This is a genomic window from Microbacterium sp. KHB019 (genome assembly GCF_037285405.1).
In the GTDB taxonomy this organism is placed as follows: Bacteria; Actinomycetota; Actinomycetes; order Actinomycetales; family Microbacteriaceae; genus Microbacterium.
The window spans coordinates 690,501-708,486 of the sequence record NZ_JBBDHF010000002.1 but is presented as its reverse complement, the minus strand read 5'-3'; the positions used below and the strand labels follow the sequence as shown (position 1 = coordinate 708,486).

General features: G+C 66.9%; 19 protein-coding genes and 2 tRNA genes. 14 read left to right on the top strand and 7 right to left on the bottom strand.

The genetic code is table 11. The annotated features are described in order from the left end of the window. The first annotated feature begins 80 nt into the window (after positions 1-80). From gyrB to KHB019_RS09765, 8 genes are all read left to right on the top strand, one after another. Positions 81-2,126, top strand: coding sequence for a DNA topoisomerase (ATP-hydrolyzing) subunit B (gene gyrB, locus KHB019_RS09800; protein WP_230104139.1), 2,046 nt, complete (start codon positions 81-83; stop codon positions 2,124-2,126). A gap of 49 nt (positions 2,127-2,175) precedes the next feature. Next, the gene (gene gyrA, locus KHB019_RS09795; RefSeq protein ID WP_325471604.1) at positions 2,176-4,737 is read left to right on the top strand and encodes a DNA gyrase subunit A; all 2,562 of its coding nucleotides are present in this window, start codon (positions 2,176-2,178) and stop codon (positions 4,735-4,737) included. Next, positions 4,734-5,138 carry a DUF3566 domain-containing protein gene (locus tag KHB019_RS09790; protein WP_230104137.1) on the top strand — a complete coding sequence of 135 codons (405 nt, stop codon included), beginning with the start codon at positions 4,734-4,736 and terminating at the stop codon, positions 5,136-5,138. The genes gyrA and KHB019_RS09790 overlap by 4 nt, the downstream gene beginning before the upstream one ends. Before the next feature lie 142 nt (positions 5,139-5,280). Further along, positions 5,281-6,576, top strand: a complete 1,296-nt coding sequence (locus KHB019_RS09785) for a sensor histidine kinase (protein WP_337458828.1) — start codon at positions 5,281-5,283, stop codon at positions 6,574-6,576. Further along, positions 6,564-7,283, top strand: coding sequence for a response regulator (locus KHB019_RS09780; RefSeq protein ID WP_230104135.1), 720 nt, complete (start codon positions 6,564-6,566; stop codon positions 7,281-7,283). Before KHB019_RS09785 ends, KHB019_RS09780 begins: the two co-directional genes overlap by 13 nt. Then, a complete protein-coding gene (locus KHB019_RS09775) occupies positions 7,280-8,092 on the top strand; it encodes a hypothetical protein (protein ID WP_337458827.1) in 813 nt (270 codons plus the stop codon). Before KHB019_RS09780 ends, KHB019_RS09775 begins: the two co-directional genes overlap by 4 nt. Positions 8,093-8,145: 53 nt before the next feature. Further along, positions 8,146-8,219: transfer RNA gene (locus tag KHB019_RS09770), tRNA-Ile, on the top strand. Positions 8,220-8,246: 27 nt separating this feature from the next. Beyond that, positions 8,247-8,319 (top strand) — tRNA-Ala (locus KHB019_RS09765). A 29-nt stretch (positions 8,320-8,348) separates the two neighbouring features. Here the strand turns inward: KHB019_RS09765 and KHB019_RS09760 are convergent. After that, positions 8,349-8,705, bottom strand: coding sequence for a hypothetical protein (locus tag KHB019_RS09760; RefSeq protein ID WP_443193202.1), 357 nt, complete (start codon positions 8,703-8,705; stop codon positions 8,349-8,351). 167 nt (positions 8,706-8,872) lie between these two features. Here KHB019_RS09760 and KHB019_RS09755 point away from each other — a divergent pair, with 167 nt between their 5' ends. After that, positions 8,873-9,382: an alpha/beta fold hydrolase gene (locus tag KHB019_RS09755; RefSeq protein ID WP_337458825.1), complete on the top strand. Its 510-nt coding sequence runs from the start codon at positions 8,873-8,875 to the stop codon at positions 9,380-9,382. Between the two features lie 42 nt (positions 9,383-9,424). On the opposite strand, the gene KHB019_RS09750 is transcribed toward KHB019_RS09755, so the two are convergent. Both KHB019_RS09750 and KHB019_RS09745 read right to left on the bottom strand, forming a co-directional pair. Beyond that, on the bottom strand, positions 9,425-10,075 hold the full coding sequence (locus KHB019_RS09750; protein WP_325471600.1) for a response regulator transcription factor: 651 nt from the start codon (positions 10,073-10,075) through the stop codon (positions 9,425-9,427). Positions 10,076-10,087: 12 nt separating this feature from the next. Then, positions 10,088-10,420, bottom strand: a complete 333-nt coding sequence (locus tag KHB019_RS09745; protein ID WP_337458824.1) for a hypothetical protein — start codon at positions 10,418-10,420, stop codon at positions 10,088-10,090. Between the two features lie 559 nt (positions 10,421-10,979). Between KHB019_RS09745 and KHB019_RS09740 the strand changes: the two genes are divergently transcribed. From KHB019_RS09740 to KHB019_RS09730, 3 genes are all read left to right on the top strand, one after another. Then, positions 10,980-11,939: a sensor histidine kinase gene (locus KHB019_RS09740; protein ID WP_337458823.1), complete on the top strand. Its 960-nt coding sequence runs from the start codon at positions 10,980-10,982 to the stop codon at positions 11,937-11,939. Between the two features lie 135 nt (positions 11,940-12,074). After that, a complete protein-coding gene (locus KHB019_RS09735; RefSeq protein WP_337458822.1) occupies positions 12,075-12,344 on the top strand; it encodes an SHOCT domain-containing protein in 270 nt (89 codons plus the stop codon). A 107-nt stretch (positions 12,345-12,451) separates the two neighbouring features. Continuing rightward, entirely contained in the window at positions 12,452-13,348 is an 897-nt protein-coding gene (locus KHB019_RS09730; RefSeq protein WP_337458821.1) for an alpha/beta fold hydrolase, read from the top strand. 70 nt (positions 13,349-13,418) lie between these two features. Here the strand turns inward: KHB019_RS09730 and KHB019_RS09725 are convergent, their stop codons facing one another. Both KHB019_RS09725 and KHB019_RS09720 read right to left on the bottom strand, forming a co-directional pair. Beyond that, positions 13,419-14,492 carry a 3-deoxy-7-phosphoheptulonate synthase gene (locus KHB019_RS09725; RefSeq protein ID WP_337458820.1) on the bottom strand — a complete coding sequence of 358 codons (1,074 nt, stop codon included), beginning with the start codon at positions 14,490-14,492 and terminating at the stop codon, positions 13,419-13,421. A gap of 294 nt (positions 14,493-14,786) precedes the next feature. Continuing rightward, positions 14,787-15,230, bottom strand: coding sequence for a hypothetical protein (locus tag KHB019_RS09720; protein ID WP_337458819.1), 444 nt, complete (start codon positions 15,228-15,230; stop codon positions 14,787-14,789). 101 nt (positions 15,231-15,331) lie between these two features. Here KHB019_RS09720 and KHB019_RS09715 point away from each other — a divergent pair, with 101 nt between their 5' ends. Together KHB019_RS09715 and KHB019_RS09710 are read left to right on the top strand one after the other, a co-directional pair. Then, positions 15,332-16,465, top strand: a complete 1,134-nt coding sequence (locus KHB019_RS09715; RefSeq protein ID WP_337458818.1) for an aminotransferase class V-fold PLP-dependent enzyme — start codon at positions 15,332-15,334, stop codon at positions 16,463-16,465. A 73-nt stretch (positions 16,466-16,538) separates the two neighbouring features. Next, positions 16,539-16,961, top strand: coding sequence for an NUDIX hydrolase (locus KHB019_RS09710; protein ID WP_337458817.1), 423 nt, complete (start codon positions 16,539-16,541; stop codon positions 16,959-16,961). Here the strand turns inward: KHB019_RS09710 and KHB019_RS09705 are convergent. Further along, complete coding sequence (locus tag KHB019_RS09705; RefSeq protein WP_337458816.1) at positions 16,958-17,434, bottom strand: aminoacyl-tRNA deacylase; 477 nt, start codon at positions 17,432-17,434, stop codon at positions 16,958-16,960. The genes KHB019_RS09710 and KHB019_RS09705 overlap by 4 nt on opposite strands. Next, complete coding sequence (locus KHB019_RS09700) at positions 17,431-17,928, bottom strand: DNA helicase (RefSeq protein WP_325471592.1); 498 nt, start codon at positions 17,926-17,928, stop codon at positions 17,431-17,433. The genes KHB019_RS09705 and KHB019_RS09700 overlap by 4 nt, the downstream gene beginning before the upstream one ends. Positions 17,929-17,986: the final 58 nt, after the last annotated feature.

Below are 17,986 nucleotides of genomic sequence, written 5' to 3'. Positions count from 1 at the left end.
CACGGCCGTTCAGCGCGATGAACCGGTCTTGATGACGCTAGACTGGGTATTCGAGATATCGATGTGGAGAACGCCCTCTGATGACGCCTGAAATTCCTGCTGACGAGCCTGAATCCACTAACGGTCACACCCCGGCGACGGAGCCGTCCACCGATTACGGTGCCGACCAGATTCAGATCCTCGAAGGCCTCGAAGCCGTGCGCAAACGCCCCGGCATGTACATCGGGTCCACGGGCCCGCGTGGTCTGCACCACCTGGTCTACGAGATCGTCGACAACTCCGTCGACGAGGCACTCGCGGGCTACGCCGACACGATCCTGGTGACGATCCTCGCCGACGGCGGCGTTCGCGTCGTCGACAACGGTCGTGGCATCCCCACAGACCCGCACTCCTCCGACCCGAACAAGTCGACCGTCGAGGTCGTGCTCACGATCCTGCACGCCGGTGGAAAATTCGGCGGCGGCGCGTATGCCGTCTCCGGCGGTCTGCACGGTGTCGGCTCGTCCGTCGTGAACGCACTGTCGACCCGCTTCGACGTCACGGTGAAGCAGAAGGGCTTCGCCTGGCACCACAGATTCGCGGATGGCGGTGTTCCCCAGCAGAAGCTCGAGAAGGGTGAGCCGACCGACGCCACCGGCACCGACATCACGTTCTGGCCGGATCCCGAGATCTTCACCGAGTCCGTCGAGTTCGAGTACGACGTACTGCGCACCCGCTTCCAGCAGATGGCGTTCCTCAACAAGGGGCTGCGCATCGAGCTGCACGACGAGCGCGAGGGTGCGACCTACGAGGTAGAAGAGGACGGCCAGGCGGTCACGAAGCAGCGCAGCGACGTCTTCCTCTACGAGCGCGGCCTCGTCGACTACGTCGAGTACCTGAACAAGGTGCGTCACGCCGAGGTCGTCACCGAGGAGATCATCGACTTCGAGGCCGAGGACACCGAGCGCAAGATCTCGCTCGAGATCGCGATGCAGTGGACGACCGGGTACTCCGAGAACGTCTACACCTACGCCAACACGATCAACACTCACGAGGGCGGCACTCACGAAGAGGGCTTCCGTGCTGCACTGACGACGCTCGTCAACAAGTACGCCCGTGCCAACAACCTCCTCAAGGAGAAGGATGACAACCTCTCCGGTGACGACGTCCGCGAGGGTCTGACGGCCGTCATCTCCATCAAGCTCGGCGAGCCCCAGTTCGAGGGGCAGACCAAGACGAAGCTCGGCAACACCGAGGCGAAGGCGTTCGTCCAGAAGGTCGTCGGCGATCAGCTCGGCGACTGGTTCGAGCGCAACCCCGCCCAGGCGAAGAACGTGATCCGCAAGGCGATCGACGCGGCGACCGCTCGGCTCGCCGCTCGCAAGGCTCGCGAGACAGCGCGTCGCAAGAGCGTGTTCGAGTCGGCGGCGATGCCCGACAAGCTCAAGGACTGCACGAGCAAGGACCCGTCGATCAGCGAGATCTTCCTCGTCGAGGGAGATTCGGCCGGCGGCTCGGCCGTGCAGGGACGCGACCCGCACACGCAGGCGATCCTGGCGCTGCGAGGCAAGATCCTCAACGTCGAGCGCGCACGTCTCGACAAGGCTCTGGCCAACAAGGAAGTCCAGGCGATGATCCAGGCCTTCGGCACCGGCATCGGCGAGGACTTCGACATCGAGAAGGCCCGCTATCACAAGATCGTCCTGATGGCGGATGCCGACGTCGACGGCCAGCACATCACGACGCTGCTGCTGACGCTGCTGTTCCGCTACATGCGCGGGCTCATCGAGGCCGGATTCGTCTACCTCGCGATGCCGCCGCTGTACCGACTGAAGTGGTCGAACCAGCCGCACGAGTACGTGTACTCGGATGCCGAACGCGACGCTCTGCTCAAGCACGGCCTCGACAACGGCAAGCGCATCCCGAAGGACAACGGCGTGCAGCGCTACAAGGGTCTCGGCGAGATGAACGCGAAGGAGCTGTGGGAGACGACGATGGATCACACCACGCGCACCCTGCGCCAGGTGACCATCGAAGACGCCGCCAGCGCGGACGAGATCTTCAGCGTGCTGATGGGCGAGGACGTCGAGTCCCGCCGCACGTTCATCCAGCGCAACGCGAAGGACGTCCGCTTCCTCGACATCTGAGGTAGGCGACTCCGGATGCTTCGACGAGCTCAGCAATCGAAAGAAACACATGACTGACGAAGAACGCACAGAGCCGGTTCACGAACACGGCAAGATCGACCAGGTCGATCTGCAGTCCGAGATGCAGCGCAGCTATCTCGACTACGCCATGGCCGTGATCGTCGGCCGCGCCCTCCCCGACGTGCGCGACGGCCTCAAGCCCGTGCACCGCCGCGTGATCTACGGCATGTACGACGGCGGCTACCGCCCGGACAAGTCGTTCTCGAAGTGCGCCCGCGTCGTCGGCGAAGTCATGGGTCAGTATCACCCGCACGGTGACACCGCGATCTACGACACCCTCGTCCGCCTCGTGCAGCCGTGGGCGCTGCGCTACCCGCTCGCGCTCGGCCAGGGCAACTTCGGCTCGCCGGGCAACATGGGTGCGGCAGCTCCGCGATACACCGAGACGAAGATGGCTCCGCTCGCGCTCGAGATGGTGCGCGACATCGAAGAGGAGACGGTCGACTTCTCGCCGAACTACGACGGGCAGACGCAGGAGCCCGACGTCCTGCCGGCGCGGTTCCCGAACCTGCTGGTCAACGGATCCGTCGGCATCGCGGTCGGCATGGCGACGAACATCCCGCCCCATAACCTCCGCGAGGTCGCGGATGCCGCGCTCTGGGCGCTCGACAACCCCGAGCTCCCGCGCGAAGAGCTCCTCGAAGGTCTGATCAAGCGCGTCCCCGGCCCTGACTTCCCGACCGGAGCGCAGATCCTCGGCACGAAGGGCATCCACGAGGCGTACCGCACCGGGCGCGGCTCGATCACGATGCGCGCGGTCGTCGACGTCGAAGAGATCCAGGGCCGCACGTGCCTCGTGATCACCGAACTGCCGTACCAGGTCAACCCCGACAACCTCGCGGTGAAGATCGGTGACCTGGCGCGCGACGGCAAGGTCACCGGCATCGCCGACATCCGCGACGAGACCAGTGACCGAACCGGTCAGCGCATCGTCGTCGTCCTCAAGCGGGATGCCGTCGCCAAGGTCGTTCTGAACAACCTGTACAAGCACACGCAACTGCAGGACAACTTCGGCGCGAACATGCTCGCGATCGTCGACGGTGTGCCGCGCACGCTCGCGCTCGACGGATTCATCGCGAACTGGATCACCCACCAGATCGACGTGATCGTCCGGCGCACGATCTTCCGCCTGCGCAAGGCGGAGGAGCGCATGCACATCCTGCGCGCCTACCTCAAGGCGCTCGACGCGCTCGACGAGGTCATCGCGCTGATCCGCCGCTCCCCCACCCCTCAAGAGGCGAACCAGGGTCTGCAGAAGCTGCTCGACATCGACGAGATCCAGGCTGACGCGATCCTGCAGATGCAGCTTCGCCGCCTGGCGGCGCTCGAGCGTCAGAAGATCATCGACGAGGCCGACGAGCTCGAGATCAAGATCGCCGACTTCAAGGCGATCCTCGCCGACGAGGCGCGCCAGCGCACCATCATCCGCGAGGAGCTCACCGAGATCGTCGAGCGCTTCGGCGACGACCGCCGCACGCACATCCTGCACGGCTTCGACGGCGACGTCTCGATGGAAGACCTCATCGCCGAAGAGGAGATGGTGGTCACCGTCACCCGTGACGGCTACATCAAGCGCACGCGGAGCGACAACTACCGTTCGCAGCACCGCGGCGGCAAGGGCGTCAAGGGTGCGCAGCTGCGCGCCGACGACATCGTCGAGCACTTCTTCGTCACCACGACGCATCACTGGCTGCTCGTCTTCACCGACAAGGGCCGCGTCTACCGCACCAAGACGTACGAGGTGCCGGAGGCCGGCCGTGACGCGAAGGGCACGCACGTCGCGAACCTGCTCGCGCTGCAGCCGGATGAGGGGATCGCCCAGATCCTCGACCTCGCCAACTATGAGGTCGCCGACTACCTGGTGCTCGCCACCCGCGACGGCCTGGTGAAGAAAACCCGGCTGAGCGAGTACGACACCAACCGTCAGGGCGGCGTGATCGCGATCCGTCTGCGTGAGGACGACGAGCTCGTCAGCGCGATGATCGTGGATGCGTCGGATGACATCCTCCTCATCAGCCGTAAGGGGATGTCGGTCCGCTTCCAGGCGACCGATGCGGCTCTGCGTCCGATGGGGCGTGCGACCGCCGGCGTCACCGGCATGAAGTTCAAGGGCGAGGACCGACTGCTCTCGGCGTCCGTTGCGACACCGGACGGCTTCGTGTTCACGGTCACCGACGGCGGCTACGCGAAGCGCACCGAGGTCGAGCAGTACCGCGTCCAGAACCGCGGTGGATACGGCATCAAGGTCGCCAAGCTCAACGACGATCGGGGCGTCCTGGCGGGCGGTCTGATCGTCAGCGAGGACGACGAGGTCTTGGTGGTTCTCTCCAGCGGCAAGGTGGTACGCTCTGCCGTGGCCGAGGTGCCCGCGAAGGGCAGAGACACCATGGGTGTTCTCTTCGCCCGGACGTCCGAGACGGACCGGATCCTCGCGATCGCCCGCAACGGAGAGCGGGGCCTCGTCGAAGACGAGGCGGAGGCGACGGCTGAGAACGACGCTCCGGAGACGGCCACGGCCCCCGACACCAACCCTGAGGAAGCAGACGCATGAGCACAGTAGCCGACAAGCTGGCTAAGAAGTCCACGCGCAAGACCGGCGGCAAGCAGGTTCGCCTGCGCCTGGTCTACGTCGACTTCTGGTCGGCAGTGAAGCTCTCTTTCCTGGCCGCGGTCGCCATGGCGATCGTGACGATGGTCTCGTTCTTCCTCATCTACCTGGTGCTGCAGGCGACGAACCTGATCACCCAGGCGGATGACTTCGTCGGCAACATCACGGACGGCTCCGTCTCGCTCGCATCGCTTCTGGGACTCCCCCAGGTCATGGCTTTCGCGGCAGTCGTCTCGATCCTCAACCTCATCGTGTTCACGGTGCTCGGCGCTGTGATCGCCGGGATCTACAACCTCGCAGTGAAGGTGACCGGCGGGCTGCTGGTCGGCTTCATGTCGAACTAGTTCTTCTCTACGAAGGGCGGATGCTGCGGCATCCGCCCTTCGTCGTTTCCGGGGCACCCGCACGCGGGGTAGGGAAAACCCGAATCGAGCTGTCCGGATTACTCGGTGTCGGCGGGCGGTGCCCGCGGCCTACGTTTGAGGCATGACCACTCAGACCGTCCCTCCAGCACCGCCGGCATCGTCGGCCGTGCCCGCCCTGGCGAAGACCCCGCCGCTGCGCATCTTCATGACCGTGCTGCACCTGGCCGGGCTCGGCGTCATCGGCGCGATCGTTCTCACGATGCTCTCGGGCCTGCTGGGTCTGGGCCTCGGACTCATCCTCGTGCTCGGCGTCGGACTGCTGTTCCTCGTCGGCTTCGTCTACTTCTTCTACGCCACCGCATGGTTCGAGGTCGGGCGCGCGAGCAGCCTGTACCGGCTCGACCTGCCTCCCCTGCGGTGGCGTGGAAGTCAGCACACCGGTTTCGGCGGCTGGCTGCACTCGCTGTGGCGCCAGCTGATCGACGGGCGCACATGGCGGGCGATCGCGAACTTCGTCATCGCCTGCGTCATGGGAGCGATCGTCCTGCGCCTGTTCGAGGGCATGATCCGCTCGGCCATCGTGTCGTTCGCGCCGCTGACCGGCGCTGAGACGATTCGCGCGCCGTTCCCCTTCTTCGCGGCTGAGACCGCGGTGAGCTGGGCGCCGCTGGTGGGTGCGCTCGGGGTGGTGCTGGCCGCGGCCGCGATCGTCGGCCTCGCCCTGCTGCACCGCGTGCTCACCCGGGCGATCGTCGTCCCCAATCGCGAGGCCGAGCTTCACGAGCAGGTCCGCACGACGAGCGCGCAGCGCGAAGGCGCCGTCCGTGCGGCCGACGTCGAACGCACGCGTATCGAGCGCGACCTGCATGACGGCGTCCAGCCGCGACTCGTCTCGGTCGGCATGACCCTGGGGCTCGCCCAGCAGAAGATCGATTCCGACCCCGACACGGCCAAGGCCCTGATCGGCGAGGCCCACACCTCGACCAAGGCGGCGATCACCGAACTGCGACAGCTCGCCCGCGGCATCCACGCGTCCGTCCTGGATGATCGGGGTCTGGATGCCGCGCTCTCCGCTCTCGCCAGCAGGTCGCACATTCCTGTGAGTCTTGACGTCCGGATGGACGGGCGCTGCAGCAGGGATGCCGAGGCCGCCGTGTACTTCTCGATCGCCGAGTCGCTGACGAACGCCGCGAAGCACTCCCGTGCCAGCGAATGCCGGGTCGTCGTGCGACTGCGCGAAGGCGGAACCCTGTGGGCCCGAGTCGAGGACAACGGCATGGGCGGGGCGCAGGTGCAGCCCGGCGGGGGTCTCGACGGCATCTCGAACCGGGTGGTCGCGGCCGGCGGCACCTTCCGACTGGAGAGCCCGCAGGGCGGCCCGACCTCGCTGGAGGTGAGCGTGCCATGCGCATCCTGATCTGTGAGGACTCTGTTCTCCTCCGCGAAGGGCTCGTGCGGCTGCTGGAGGACTCCGGTCACGTCGTCGTCGCAGCTCTCGCTGACACCGAGACGCTGACCGAGGCGGTGCAGACCACGGACCCGGAGCTCTGCATCCTGGACGTGCGGCTTCCTCCGACGTTCACCGACGAGGGCATCCGCGCTGCGCTGAGTCTGCGGCGGACGCACCCGCAGCTTCCGCTTCTGGTGCTCTCGCAGTACGTCGAGGAGCGCTACGCCAGCGATCTCATCGCGGCACAGGTCGGATCAGCACAGGGTGGATCAGCACAGGGTGGCCCGCTCGGGTACCTGCTGAAGGATCGCGTCGCCGACGTCGCCGAGTTCGTCGCCTCTGTGGAGCGGATCGCCGAGGGGGCGACGGTGCTCGACCCCGAGGTCGTCGCCCAGCTGCTCACGCGTCGCAATCGCGACGATCGGATGCTGCAGCTCACCGAGCGCGAGCGCACGGTTCTCGCCCTGATCGCCGAGGGAAAGTCGAACCAGGCGATCGCCGGTCTGCTGTTCCTGTCGGAAGCGAGTGTCGAGAAGAACATCACCTCCATCTTCCAGAAGCTGGGCCTCGAGCCGGATGAGTCGGGCAACCGACGCGTGCTCGCGGCGCTGGCGCACATCGAGAATTCGGGCGGGCCGAGCGGCTCGTCCTCGCAGACAGGAGCAGAACGATGAACGAGCAGGAGAACAGCGGCTTCAAGGCCGTGGCCATCGTCACGGCCGTGATCGGCGGCATCGCGCTCGCCGGTGCAGGAGCGACAGCGGCCTTCGGCGCCGTGCACACTGTCACCCGCGCGACGGACCAGTCCGATCGCCTGGACGTCGACGGCGTCACGGAGCTCGACGTCGACGTGTCCGCCGGGGATGTCAGCATCCGCTTCGGTGACGTCGACCAGGCCGAGCTGCAGGTCACCGGATCCGATCGCGAGTGGCGACTCGAGCGGGACGAGGACGAGCTTCGCCTGTACAGCCCCGAACGCTGGTGGGGTTGGGGCGGCGACTGGTCGTGGTTCGGAGGATGGGGCCGCGACGAGCACGTCGAGCTCGTCCTGCCGCAGGAGCTCGCCGGTCTCGACGCCGACGTGACTCTGAGCGCGGGAAGCCTGGATGTCGAGGGCGACTTCGGTGAGCTCGGTGCCGATGTCTCGGCCGGTTCGCTCTGGATCGACGGGACGGCGGAATCGCTGGATGCCGACCTCAGTGCCGGCGATGCCGAGATCAACCTCGCGGACGTCCGCGAGGCGTCGTTCGGCGTCGCAGCCGGTGACCTCGACGCTGCGCTCACGGGCGAAGCGCCCAGTGACGTGGAGATCGACGTGAGCGCCGGTTCGCTCACGCTCACCCTTCCGGATGTCGAGTACAACGTGACGCAGGATGTGAGCGCCGGTTCGCTCGACAACGGGCTGCAGACATCGTCCGATGCACGCAGCACGGTGTTCGTCGAACTGTCCGCAGGCAGCGTCGAACTGCGCCCGGCTGACTGATCGGCCTCGATTCGGATTTTCCGTCAAACTCCGGTAAAGTCTTGGAGGTTGACGGGGCTATAGCTCAGGCGGTTAGAGCGCTTCACTGATAATGAAGAGGTCCCAGGTTCAAGTCCTGGTAGCCCCACCGTTTCCTCCAATTCAATACCCGTTCGGGGCCTTAGCTCAGTTGGTAGAGCGCCTGCTTTGCAAGCAGGATGTCAGGAGTTCGAATCTCCTAGGCTCCACAGTTTCATTCACGTCGTTCTCTTCGAATTCACTCGTCGTCTGCGGCCTTGCGATCGATCGCGTTGAGAAGCTCCTTGAGTGCCTTCTCGATCGCCTCGTGCTTGTACTGACCCGCACGGCTCTCTCCTGAGATCACCGCGCATCGGTGCAGCTGCTGGAAGTCGCCGTAGGGAAAGTGGTAGCGACCCTTGGTGTCCTCGCCCATGTCGGTGTCTTCGCCGAGATGCCATTTCGCGTACTCGGTGATTCCGTTCTTCTCGATGAAGTCGTTCTCCTGATCAGTCGACGGTGCGTGCTCGCTCCAGTCGTCGCGATCGTCGTCGGTGAACTCTCCACGACGCAGCAGTCCACGAGCGTATGTCACCGCCGCGTCATTCAATTTCATGCTCATACCAGCAGACAACTCGCCATAGAAGCATCCACCGAGGGCGTTGACAGGCTCGTGAACTGCGCGTACGACTCGGTCACCGACAGGAACCCAGCGCGAAAGTCGACCTCAACGGGCCTCTCCAGGGTGGCGCCTTCTCTGTGTGGGGCGTCTACCCTGAGGTCATGACCGAGGCGCACGACGACCCGACGCTGCTGTTCCTGCACGGGGCCGGCGGGTTCCGCGAGGACGCGCCGCTGGCCAGAGGCATCGCTGAGGCATATGGTGCACGACTGGTGATGCCGATGCTCTCGGACGAGGACACGACGTTCGAGGCGTGGGCCGCACCGATTCGTGCGGCGCTGAGCGGACTGGGCTCCGCCGACCTCGTCGTGGGGCAATCCTTCGGCGGATCGATCCTTGTGAAGGTGCTCGCCGAGAGGGAGTGGAAGGTCCGCCGAGCCGTACTGCTCGCCATGCCGAACTGGGGCGAGGGCGGATGGGGCGTCGACGAGTACGCCTTCGATGGGCCGGAGCCTGGGCAGTTCCTTGTGCTCCACCACTGCCTCGACGACGAGGTGGTCCCCTTCGACCACCTGGCGCTCAATCGTGCGGATCTGCCGAACGCGGCTTTCCAGGTGCACGAGAAGGGCGGCCACCAGTTCGAAGGTCCGGCGACCGCCCTGCTTCGCTGATCGCTACGGTCGGTGATGAGCGCTTAGCGCAAGGGCAAAGTATCAGGCGAGTCCCGACTGGTACGCGAAGACGACGAGTTGCGCGCGGTCCCGCGCACCGAGCTTGATCATCGCGCGGCTGACATGGGTGCGCGCGGTCGCCGGGCTCAGGAACAGCCGCTCGGCGATCTCGTGGTTGCTGAGTCCCTCCGCCACGAGCGCGACGATCTCCGATTCCCGCGCGGTCAGCTGGTCGAGCTGCGGATGCGGCGTCACGGTGCGCCGTCCTGAGGTGACGAACTCGGCGATCAGGGTGCGGGTGACGCTCGGTCCCAGCAGCGCTCCCCCATCGTGGACGGTGCGGATCGCCTCTAGCAGCTGGACCGGCGGGGTGTCCTTGAGCAGGAAACCGGATGCTCCGACCCGCAGTGCTTCGAACACGTACTCGTCCCGTTCGAAGGTGGTCAGGACGATGACGCGGGTGTCGGACAGGCTCGCGTCCGCCACAATCCGCCTGGTCGCTTCGAGCCCGTCGATCCCTGGCATTCGGATGTCCATGAGAATCACGTCCGGCCGGGTCTCGGAGGCCTGGTCGACCGCGGCGAGCCCGTCGGTCGCCTCGCCGGCGACCGCGAAGCCGTCCTCGTTCTCGAGCAGGGCCCGCAGCCCGAGGCGCACGAGCTCCTGGTCGTCGACCAGCAGCACACGGATCACCCGGCACCTCCTTCAGCCGGGTTCGGCATCCCGTCGGGTTCGTCCCCACGGTTTTATCACCGAAATCGCGATCGTGAACAGCAGCGCGCTCGACGAGACGATCGGAGGGGCGATCAACTGCTGGCTGAGCGCGAACTCCTCAGGCGCTCCGGATGCCGCAGCAGCGAGCTCGGCGACGGATGGAACCAGTACGAGCAGGATCAGCGTGATCAGCACCACGGTGAGTGCGAGTTTCGTCGCCACCCACCAGTAGCGCAGCAGACCGTGCTTCGAGCCGAGCGCGAGCAGCAGACCGCTGAGCAGCGTGAGCAGGGCTGCGACGATGAGGGGCCAGCCGACGAACATCGCGATCGAGAGCGCGAAAGCCGGTGCCGATTCCGCCGGTGCGCCGAGCGCCGAGCGCCGCGAACGTCAGCACGCCGAGAACGAAATGCATGCCGAACCATGCAGCGACCGAGGACAGGTGCACGATCAGGGTGACCTTGCGCGTGCGGGCACCGAGCCGCGGGAACCGGGCGCGCCCTGCAGCTGAGGGGCGAGAAAGGTGCTGTGTCGTGGTGCTCATGACTTCCAGTCTCGGCACAGCGCGCTTCCAATGCGTACGCCAACGGACGTATCTCCGAGTACGTCCTGTGCAGGGCGACGTCGTGGTGCAACCCGAACAAGCTGAGGTCATGAACAGACGAACGCTGTCGCCCCCGACTGACGCGCTCATCCTCATCGCCGGCACCATCCTGACCCCGCGACGCACTGTCGGTGCCGCCCCGCGTCGGGCACGATGGTGAGGTGATGCGCACGACACGGAGTCTCGTCGGGAACCTTCTCCTGACCGCATTCCTCGTGCTCATCGGGCTGGGGAGCCTGCGCTTCCTGAACGCCTGGGGCAACCAGACGCGCTGCAGCGGTGTCTGCCGGCGCGCTGCGGTGGTGGCCGCTGGTCTCGTTCGCGATCTGCACAGTCGCCGTCACCACGTACCTCGTGCTGGGGTACCCGTTCGGGCCGATCCTGCTGAGCCTCGTCATCGCCACGTACACGCTTGCGCGGCGCGAGCGCCTCAGGATCGCGGTCATCGCTGCCGTGATCGCGCTGCCGCTGCTGGCCGTGCGGCTGTTCACGAACCCGGATGCGCTCGAGGGCTTCTGGGGGCTGGTGCCTGCGCTGGCCTGGATCGTCGTACCGTTCACCGTGGGGCTGACGCGCCGTCTCGTCGTGGATGCCGCGGAGCGCCAGCGTGCCGAGACCGAACGCCGTGCCGTTGACGATGAGCGCCTGCGACTGGCATCCGAGGTCCACGACATCGTCGGGCACGGGCTCGCCGCGATACAGATGCAGGCCGACATCGCGCTGCATGTTCGCGATCGCAAGCCCGAGCAGTCCGCCATCGCTCTCGAGGCGATCAGTCGGGCCAGCGCGGACGCGCTCGCCGAGCTGCGCGCGACCCTCGCGGCCATCGCGCCGGAGGGCGGTGCGGTGTCGCAGGACTCGCGCGCACCCACGCCGGGCCTCACCCGCATCGCGGATCTGTGCGCGCGGAAGCGCGAATCCGGCATCCATATCGATCTGACGATCACCGGGGATGCCCGCACCGTCGACCCTGCGGTGGGCGTCGCCGCCTATCGCGTCGTGCAGGAGTCGCTCACGAACGTCGCCAAGCACGCGACAGAGCGTCACGCCCGCGTCGGGGTGCAGTACGAGCCGGATGCCGTGCACGTCGAAGTCGTCAACCCCACGGCATCCGTCGCACCCATCGACGAGGGCTTCGGGATCACCGGCATGCGTCGTCGCGTCGCCGACGTGGGAGGCGAGATCTCCGTGACCAGCGCCGGCGGCGAATTCCGGGTCGCTGCCGTCCTTCCCGGGTGAGCCGTTGAGTGAGCCGCCGTCCCTGGACGAGCCGGCGTACGCGCGCTGACGTACGCGAGGTTACGTCGAGCGGCAGATGGCACAGGCTGCGATCGCCGCGAGAGTCGGGGCATCCGATAACGGAGGGGGTCTCTCATGACCACTGCAGCACTCATCGCCCTCGCCGAGCAAGGCCACCACTGGGGCGGATTCGACGGCCCGGGCTTCTTCTGGCCGATCTTCCCGATCGTCTGGTTCGTCCTGATCGCGGGCGGCATCATCACCGCGATCGTCCTCTCGCGCCGCCGTCACAACCTCGCACCGCGCCGCGAGGCCGAGGCGGCTCTCGCCACCCGCTTCGCCGCCGGAGAGATCGGAGAGGACGAATACCGCTCGCGCCGTGCCGTGCTGCGCGACAAGACGTAGCCGCCGTCCCACCCACCTCGGCGATGGGAGGAAAGTGGTCGGTCCCAGCGTGGAAGCCGATCACCTCCCTCCTATCACGGGGCGAGTCGATCACGTATCGTCAGAGCATGTCGACGACGACGCACACCCTGGACGTACCAGGGGCGATTCTCACTTACGACGTCCATGAACCCGAGAACGCCGGCGATCATCCGCCGCTGTTCGTCTTCGGCTCGCCGATGGGGGCGTCGGGCTTCACTCAACTGATCGCACACTTCGGCGACCGCACCGTCATCACCTACGACCCGCGCATCGCAGAGCGCAGTCACCTGAAGGACGGCGGCGAGGTGACGCACGACATCCACGGTGACGACCTCCACCGAGTGGCTGAGGCCATCGGGCTCGGCCCCGTCGACGCGTTCGCTTCGAGCGGCGGAGCCGTTGCCGCGCTCCCCTGGGTCTCGAGCCACCCCGATGACGTGCGCACGCTCGTGGCGCATGAGCCGCCGCTGACCGTGCTGCTCGAGGATGCCGAGACGATCACGAAGGTCAACGCCGACATCGTCGACACGTACCGCCGAGACGGATTCGGTCCGGCGATGGCGAAGTTCATCCAGCTGGTGAGCCAGGTCGAACCGCTGCGGGCGGATTACCTCGATCAGCCTGCCCCGGATCCGGCCCAGTTCGGTCTGCCCACGCACGACGACGGATCGCGAGATGATGCCCTGCTCGGATACAACATGGCGATGCCCGCGTTCGTACCGGATGCCGCGGCGCTGAAAGCATCCGGCGCGCGTATCGTTCCCGCGATCGGCGCCGCCAGCGGCGACGGGATGCCGGCACGGGGTGGGCGAGCGCTCGCCGCTCTGCTCGGTGTCGAACCTGTCGTGTTCCCCGGTGATCACGGAGGATTCGCGGCGAGCGAATGGTCGCCCGGCAACGATCCGGCGGCCTTCGCAGACACGCTGCGGGCGGTGCTCGACGGGGATCAGTCCTCGCTCGGCACGCCCGATCCCGGCCGTTGACGGGAGGAAAGTGATCGATCGGCGTTCGAGAACCGACCACTTTCCTCCCATCATGCGCGGCGATGCAGGCTCAGCGCCGCCGGCGCACCCCGTCCGCCAGCATCGCGAAGGCGGTGGTCGTGGCATCCCAGCCCATGCAGGCATCCGTCACGCTCTGGCCGTATGTGAGGCGCGTCCGTGCCGAGACGTCGAGCTTCTGCGCGCCTTCGACGAGGTTGCTCTCGAGCATGATGCCGGCGATCGCGGCGCCGTCGGCCGCGATCTGCTCGCCGAGCTCCGCGGCGACGACGGCCTGACGCACGTGGTCCTTGCGGCTGTTGCCGTGGCTCGCGTCGATGATCACGCGCGGGGTGAGTATCGCGGCATCCAGCCGACCAGCCGCCTCGGCGACGTGAGCTGCGTTGTAGTTCGGGCCATCCGCTCCCCCGCGCAGGATGACCGATGTGTCCGGGTTGCCCGTCGTCGACACGAGACTCGCTCGCCCGTCGGCGCCGATTCCCAGGAACGCCTGCGGGGCGGATGCCGCGGCCGCAGCATCCAGCGCCACCTGAAGCCCGCCGTCCATGCCGTTCTTGAAACCGATCGGCATCGACAGGCCCGATGCCAGCTGCCGATGGATCTGGCTCTCGGTGGTCCGCGCGCCGATCGCCCCCCACGTGATAAGGTCAGCGGTGTACTGCGGGCTGATCGGCTCGAGGAACTCGGTGGCGCACGGCATCCCGAGCGCCGTCACATCGCGGAGGAATCCGCGCGCCATCCGCAGTCCGGTCTCGATGTCGTGACTGCCATCGAGGTGCGGGTCGTTGATGAGTCCCTTCCACCCGACCGTCGTGCGCGGCTTCTCGAAGTAGGTGCGCATGACGATGAGCAGGTCGTCACGGTGCTCTTCGGCTGCTCGAACGAGGCGGCCGGCGTACTCGAGCCCGGCCGCCGTGTCGTGGATCGAACACGGGCCGGCGACGACGAGAAGTCGGTCGTCCTCCCCCGCCATGATCGCCCTGACCTCGTCACGGGTGCGAGCGACGAGTCCCGCTCGCTCATCCCCGATCGGCAGCTCGGCGGCGATGTCGCCCGGAGACGGGAGGGTCGTGAATCTCGAGACGTGCAGGTCGGCGGTGGTCTCGATCGCAGTGATGGTGCTCATGGGTCCTGTCCTGTTTCGGCAGCGGACCCGGATGCAGAGCCCGCCGTAAACGGCGAAAGCCAGAGCTAGTGCTCTGGCTTGTCGGCTCTGAAGGGTTGGTGCGCGCTAGTTCTGCGCCGGCCCCTCCAGAGCCGACTCGAAATACGCATACCAACGGGTTGTCATGCGAAAGACACTACCCCATCGCGCGGATGTCCCGCGCCGAGGCCCCCTCTGAGCATCGGCGCCCCCTCTGTTTCACGCAAACCAGAGGGGGCGCCGACGGCCCGGAGGGGCTTCGGCGAGAGGCGCGCGTCAGCCCGCCGCGAGTCGCACCCGCTCGGCCAGGAACGTCAGGTCGGTGTCCGTCACGGCGGTCACCGCGTACGCGGTCGGCCAAACATTGCCGTCGTCGAGGTGAGCTGCCTGATCGAACTCGAACGTCGAGTACCGCACCTTGAACTTCGACTTCGGCTTGTAGAAGCAGACGACCTTGCCCGCCTCGTTCGCCCACGCCGGCATCCCGTAGTACGTCCTCGGCACGAGGTGCGGGGCGTTCTCGGTCACCATCGCCGAGAGCCTCTCCCCCAGCATCCGGTCGTCATCGGGCATCTCGGCGATCTTGGCAGCGATCTCGGCCGCGCCCTCCGCACGCACCTCCTCGGGGCTCTTCTTCGCCCGTGACCTGGACTTCTTGCTCTCATCCAGCTTGGCCTTCATGGCAGCGCGCTCTTCGTCGCTGAAGTTCTTCTCGCTCATGCGTCTCTCCTTCGTCTGAGAACAGATTACGAACGCAGCGAACGCGGGTGCTTCTCGATTCCTGACCGATCGCATCGACCGCCGTATGGGATGCTGGGCGCATGACCTCCCTCCCGCACGATGACGTCGACCCCGGTGGCCTGCTCGAGTACTCGGTGGTCTTCACCGACCGCTCCCTGAACCACATGTCCGCCCGTTTCGTCGGCGTGATGCAGCAGCTGCTCGGCATCCTCGACGAGGCCTACGGCGCGCACACGTCTGCGGTCGTCCCGGGAGGTGGCACATACGCGATGGAGGCGGTCGCCCGCCAGCTCGCGACCGGTCGCCGCACCCTCGTCGTGCGGAACGGTCTGTTCTCGTTCCGCTGGTCGCAGATCCTGGATGCCGCCGGCATCAGCGACGACGTCACCGTGCTCACCGCCCGGCCGGACAGCGACGACGTGCAGGCGGCCTGGTCCCCGACGCCGATCGACGAGGTCGTCGCGGCGGTTCGCGCTCGCCGTCCTGAGGTCGTCTTCGCTCCGCATGTCGAGACCGCGGCCGGCATGATCCTGCCGGACGACTACGTGCGTGCGCTCGCCGATGCGGTGCACGAGGTCGGCGGCCTGCTGGTGCTGGACTGCATCGCCTCGGGTGCGATGTGGGTCGACATGAAGGCGCTCGGCGTCGATGTGCTGCTCAGCGCTCCGCAGAAGGGCTGGAGCGGAACGCCGGCCGCGGGGTACGTCATGCTGAGCGAGGCGGGTCGGGATGCCGTCATCAACCGTCCGTCGACGAGCTTCGCGATCGACCTCGCCAAGTGGCTGGCGATCGCCGACGAGTACCGTGCCGGTCGCCCTGCGTACCACGCGACGATGCCGACCGATGCGCTGGTGCGCAACCTCGCCGCCATGGTCGAGACGCGCGATCGCGGATTCGAGCAGCTTCGTGCGGCCCAGGTCGAACTCGGTTCGCGGGTTCGCAGCCTCCTCGCCGAGCGTGGTCTGCCGTCGGTCGCAGCCTCCGAGTTCGCCGCCCCCGGCGTCGTCGTCGTGCACACGGATGATCCCGCACTGAAGTCCGGTGCCGCATTCAAGGAACAGGGGCTCCAGATCGCAGCCGGCGTGCCCCTGCACTGCGACGAGCCCGAGGGCTTCTCGACGTTCCGCATCGGCCTGTTCGGACTCGACAAACTCGCGGACGTCGACGGAACGGTCGCGCGCCTGGAGACAGCGCTCGACGCGATGGGGCGCTGAGTCGGATCTCACCGCGCAGGCGCAGTCGCAGGCGCAGGAACAGGCACGGGGCACTGAGCACTACAGTTGACGCATGGATCTGCGCGTCGCGGCGTACGCGGTCATCACCGACGATGACGGCAGGGTGCTGCTGGCGCGTTGGGTCGACGGTCGCCGTGCCGCCTGGACGATGCCAGGCGGCGGGCTCGAGGCCGGTGAGGATCCCGAAGACGCCATGCGCCGGGAGGTCGACGAGGAGACCGGCTACACGGCGCGTGTCGGCGACCTGATCGGCATCAATTCGCGCGTGATCCCGGCGAACCGACGGTCACATCGGTCGGATGCTCCGCTGCACACCCTGCGGATCGTCTACTCGGCCACCATCACGGGTGGAAGCCTGAGGTTCGAGGAGCACGGAACGACCGACAGGGCAGGGTGGTTCACGCTGGCCGAGGTCAAGGAGCTTCAGCGCGTCAAGCTCGTCGACATCGCGCTCCGGATGGCCGGGCTCTTCTAGAGAGCTTCGGGAACCGAGATGTCGGCGACGGTAGCGCCGTAGGCGGCGATCAGCGCGTCGGCGTCGACGAACAGACCGTAGCCGTGGGCGCCGGCGCCCATCGCGATGCGGTGGCCGACGATGGACTCATCGGCGTAGATCGGCCAGTCCGTCGTGCTGCCGACGGGAACGATGGTGCCGCGCTCGTAGCCGGTCGCCGCAAGGGCGAGCTCGGGCTCCGGCAGCCGCAGCTTGTTGACGCCGACGAGGGCACGCAGCTTCGGCCACGAGATGGATCGGCCGCCGGGGATCAGCGCGAACAGGTACGTGTCGTCGCTGCGCTTGACCACGAGGGTCTTGACGATCCCGGATGCCGGGATGCCGAGCAGTTCTGCGGCCTCGTGGAGGCTGCGGGCATTCGGACGCTCGCGGATCTCGATGTCGAGACCACGGGCAACCGCGGCATCCCGGACCCGGTCGAGGGGATCGGTCACGCGTCGGGGGCTGCGAGCGGGTCGTCCGCGACCCAGAGCTCGTCATCCGTGCGCAGCGCCTGCCATGCGGCGTAGAGAACGCCGGCCGCTGCTGCAGCACCGAGGATGATCGCGACGATCGAGCCGAGCCCTGGGCCCTGCTTCTTCTTCACGATGCGTCCCTTCGAGACGGTCAGTCCCTGGCGCTTGGCGTTCGCCACGTCCCAGGCCGAGAGTGCGCTGCCGACGACACCGCCGACGATCGGGACGACCTTGTCGTCGACGACGTGGCGGCCGATCTTCAGACCGCGGTCGACGGTCGGCGCGACGCGACGATTGTAGGCGTCCTGGACCACAGGCAGAACCTGCTCGCGACCGACGTTGCCGAGCTGGCGACCGGCCTCACGGGCGATGTCGGCCGCGTGGCCGACGAGCTCCTGCTGGTGCTCCCAGAGGTCATTGGCGTCGTTCTGCAGACGGCGCAGTTCCTTCTTCCGCTTGCGGGTCAGGCTCACGATTGTTCTCCTGTCGATGTGGAGTACGGGTTCCCCATCTTGCCAGACGACCCTGGAT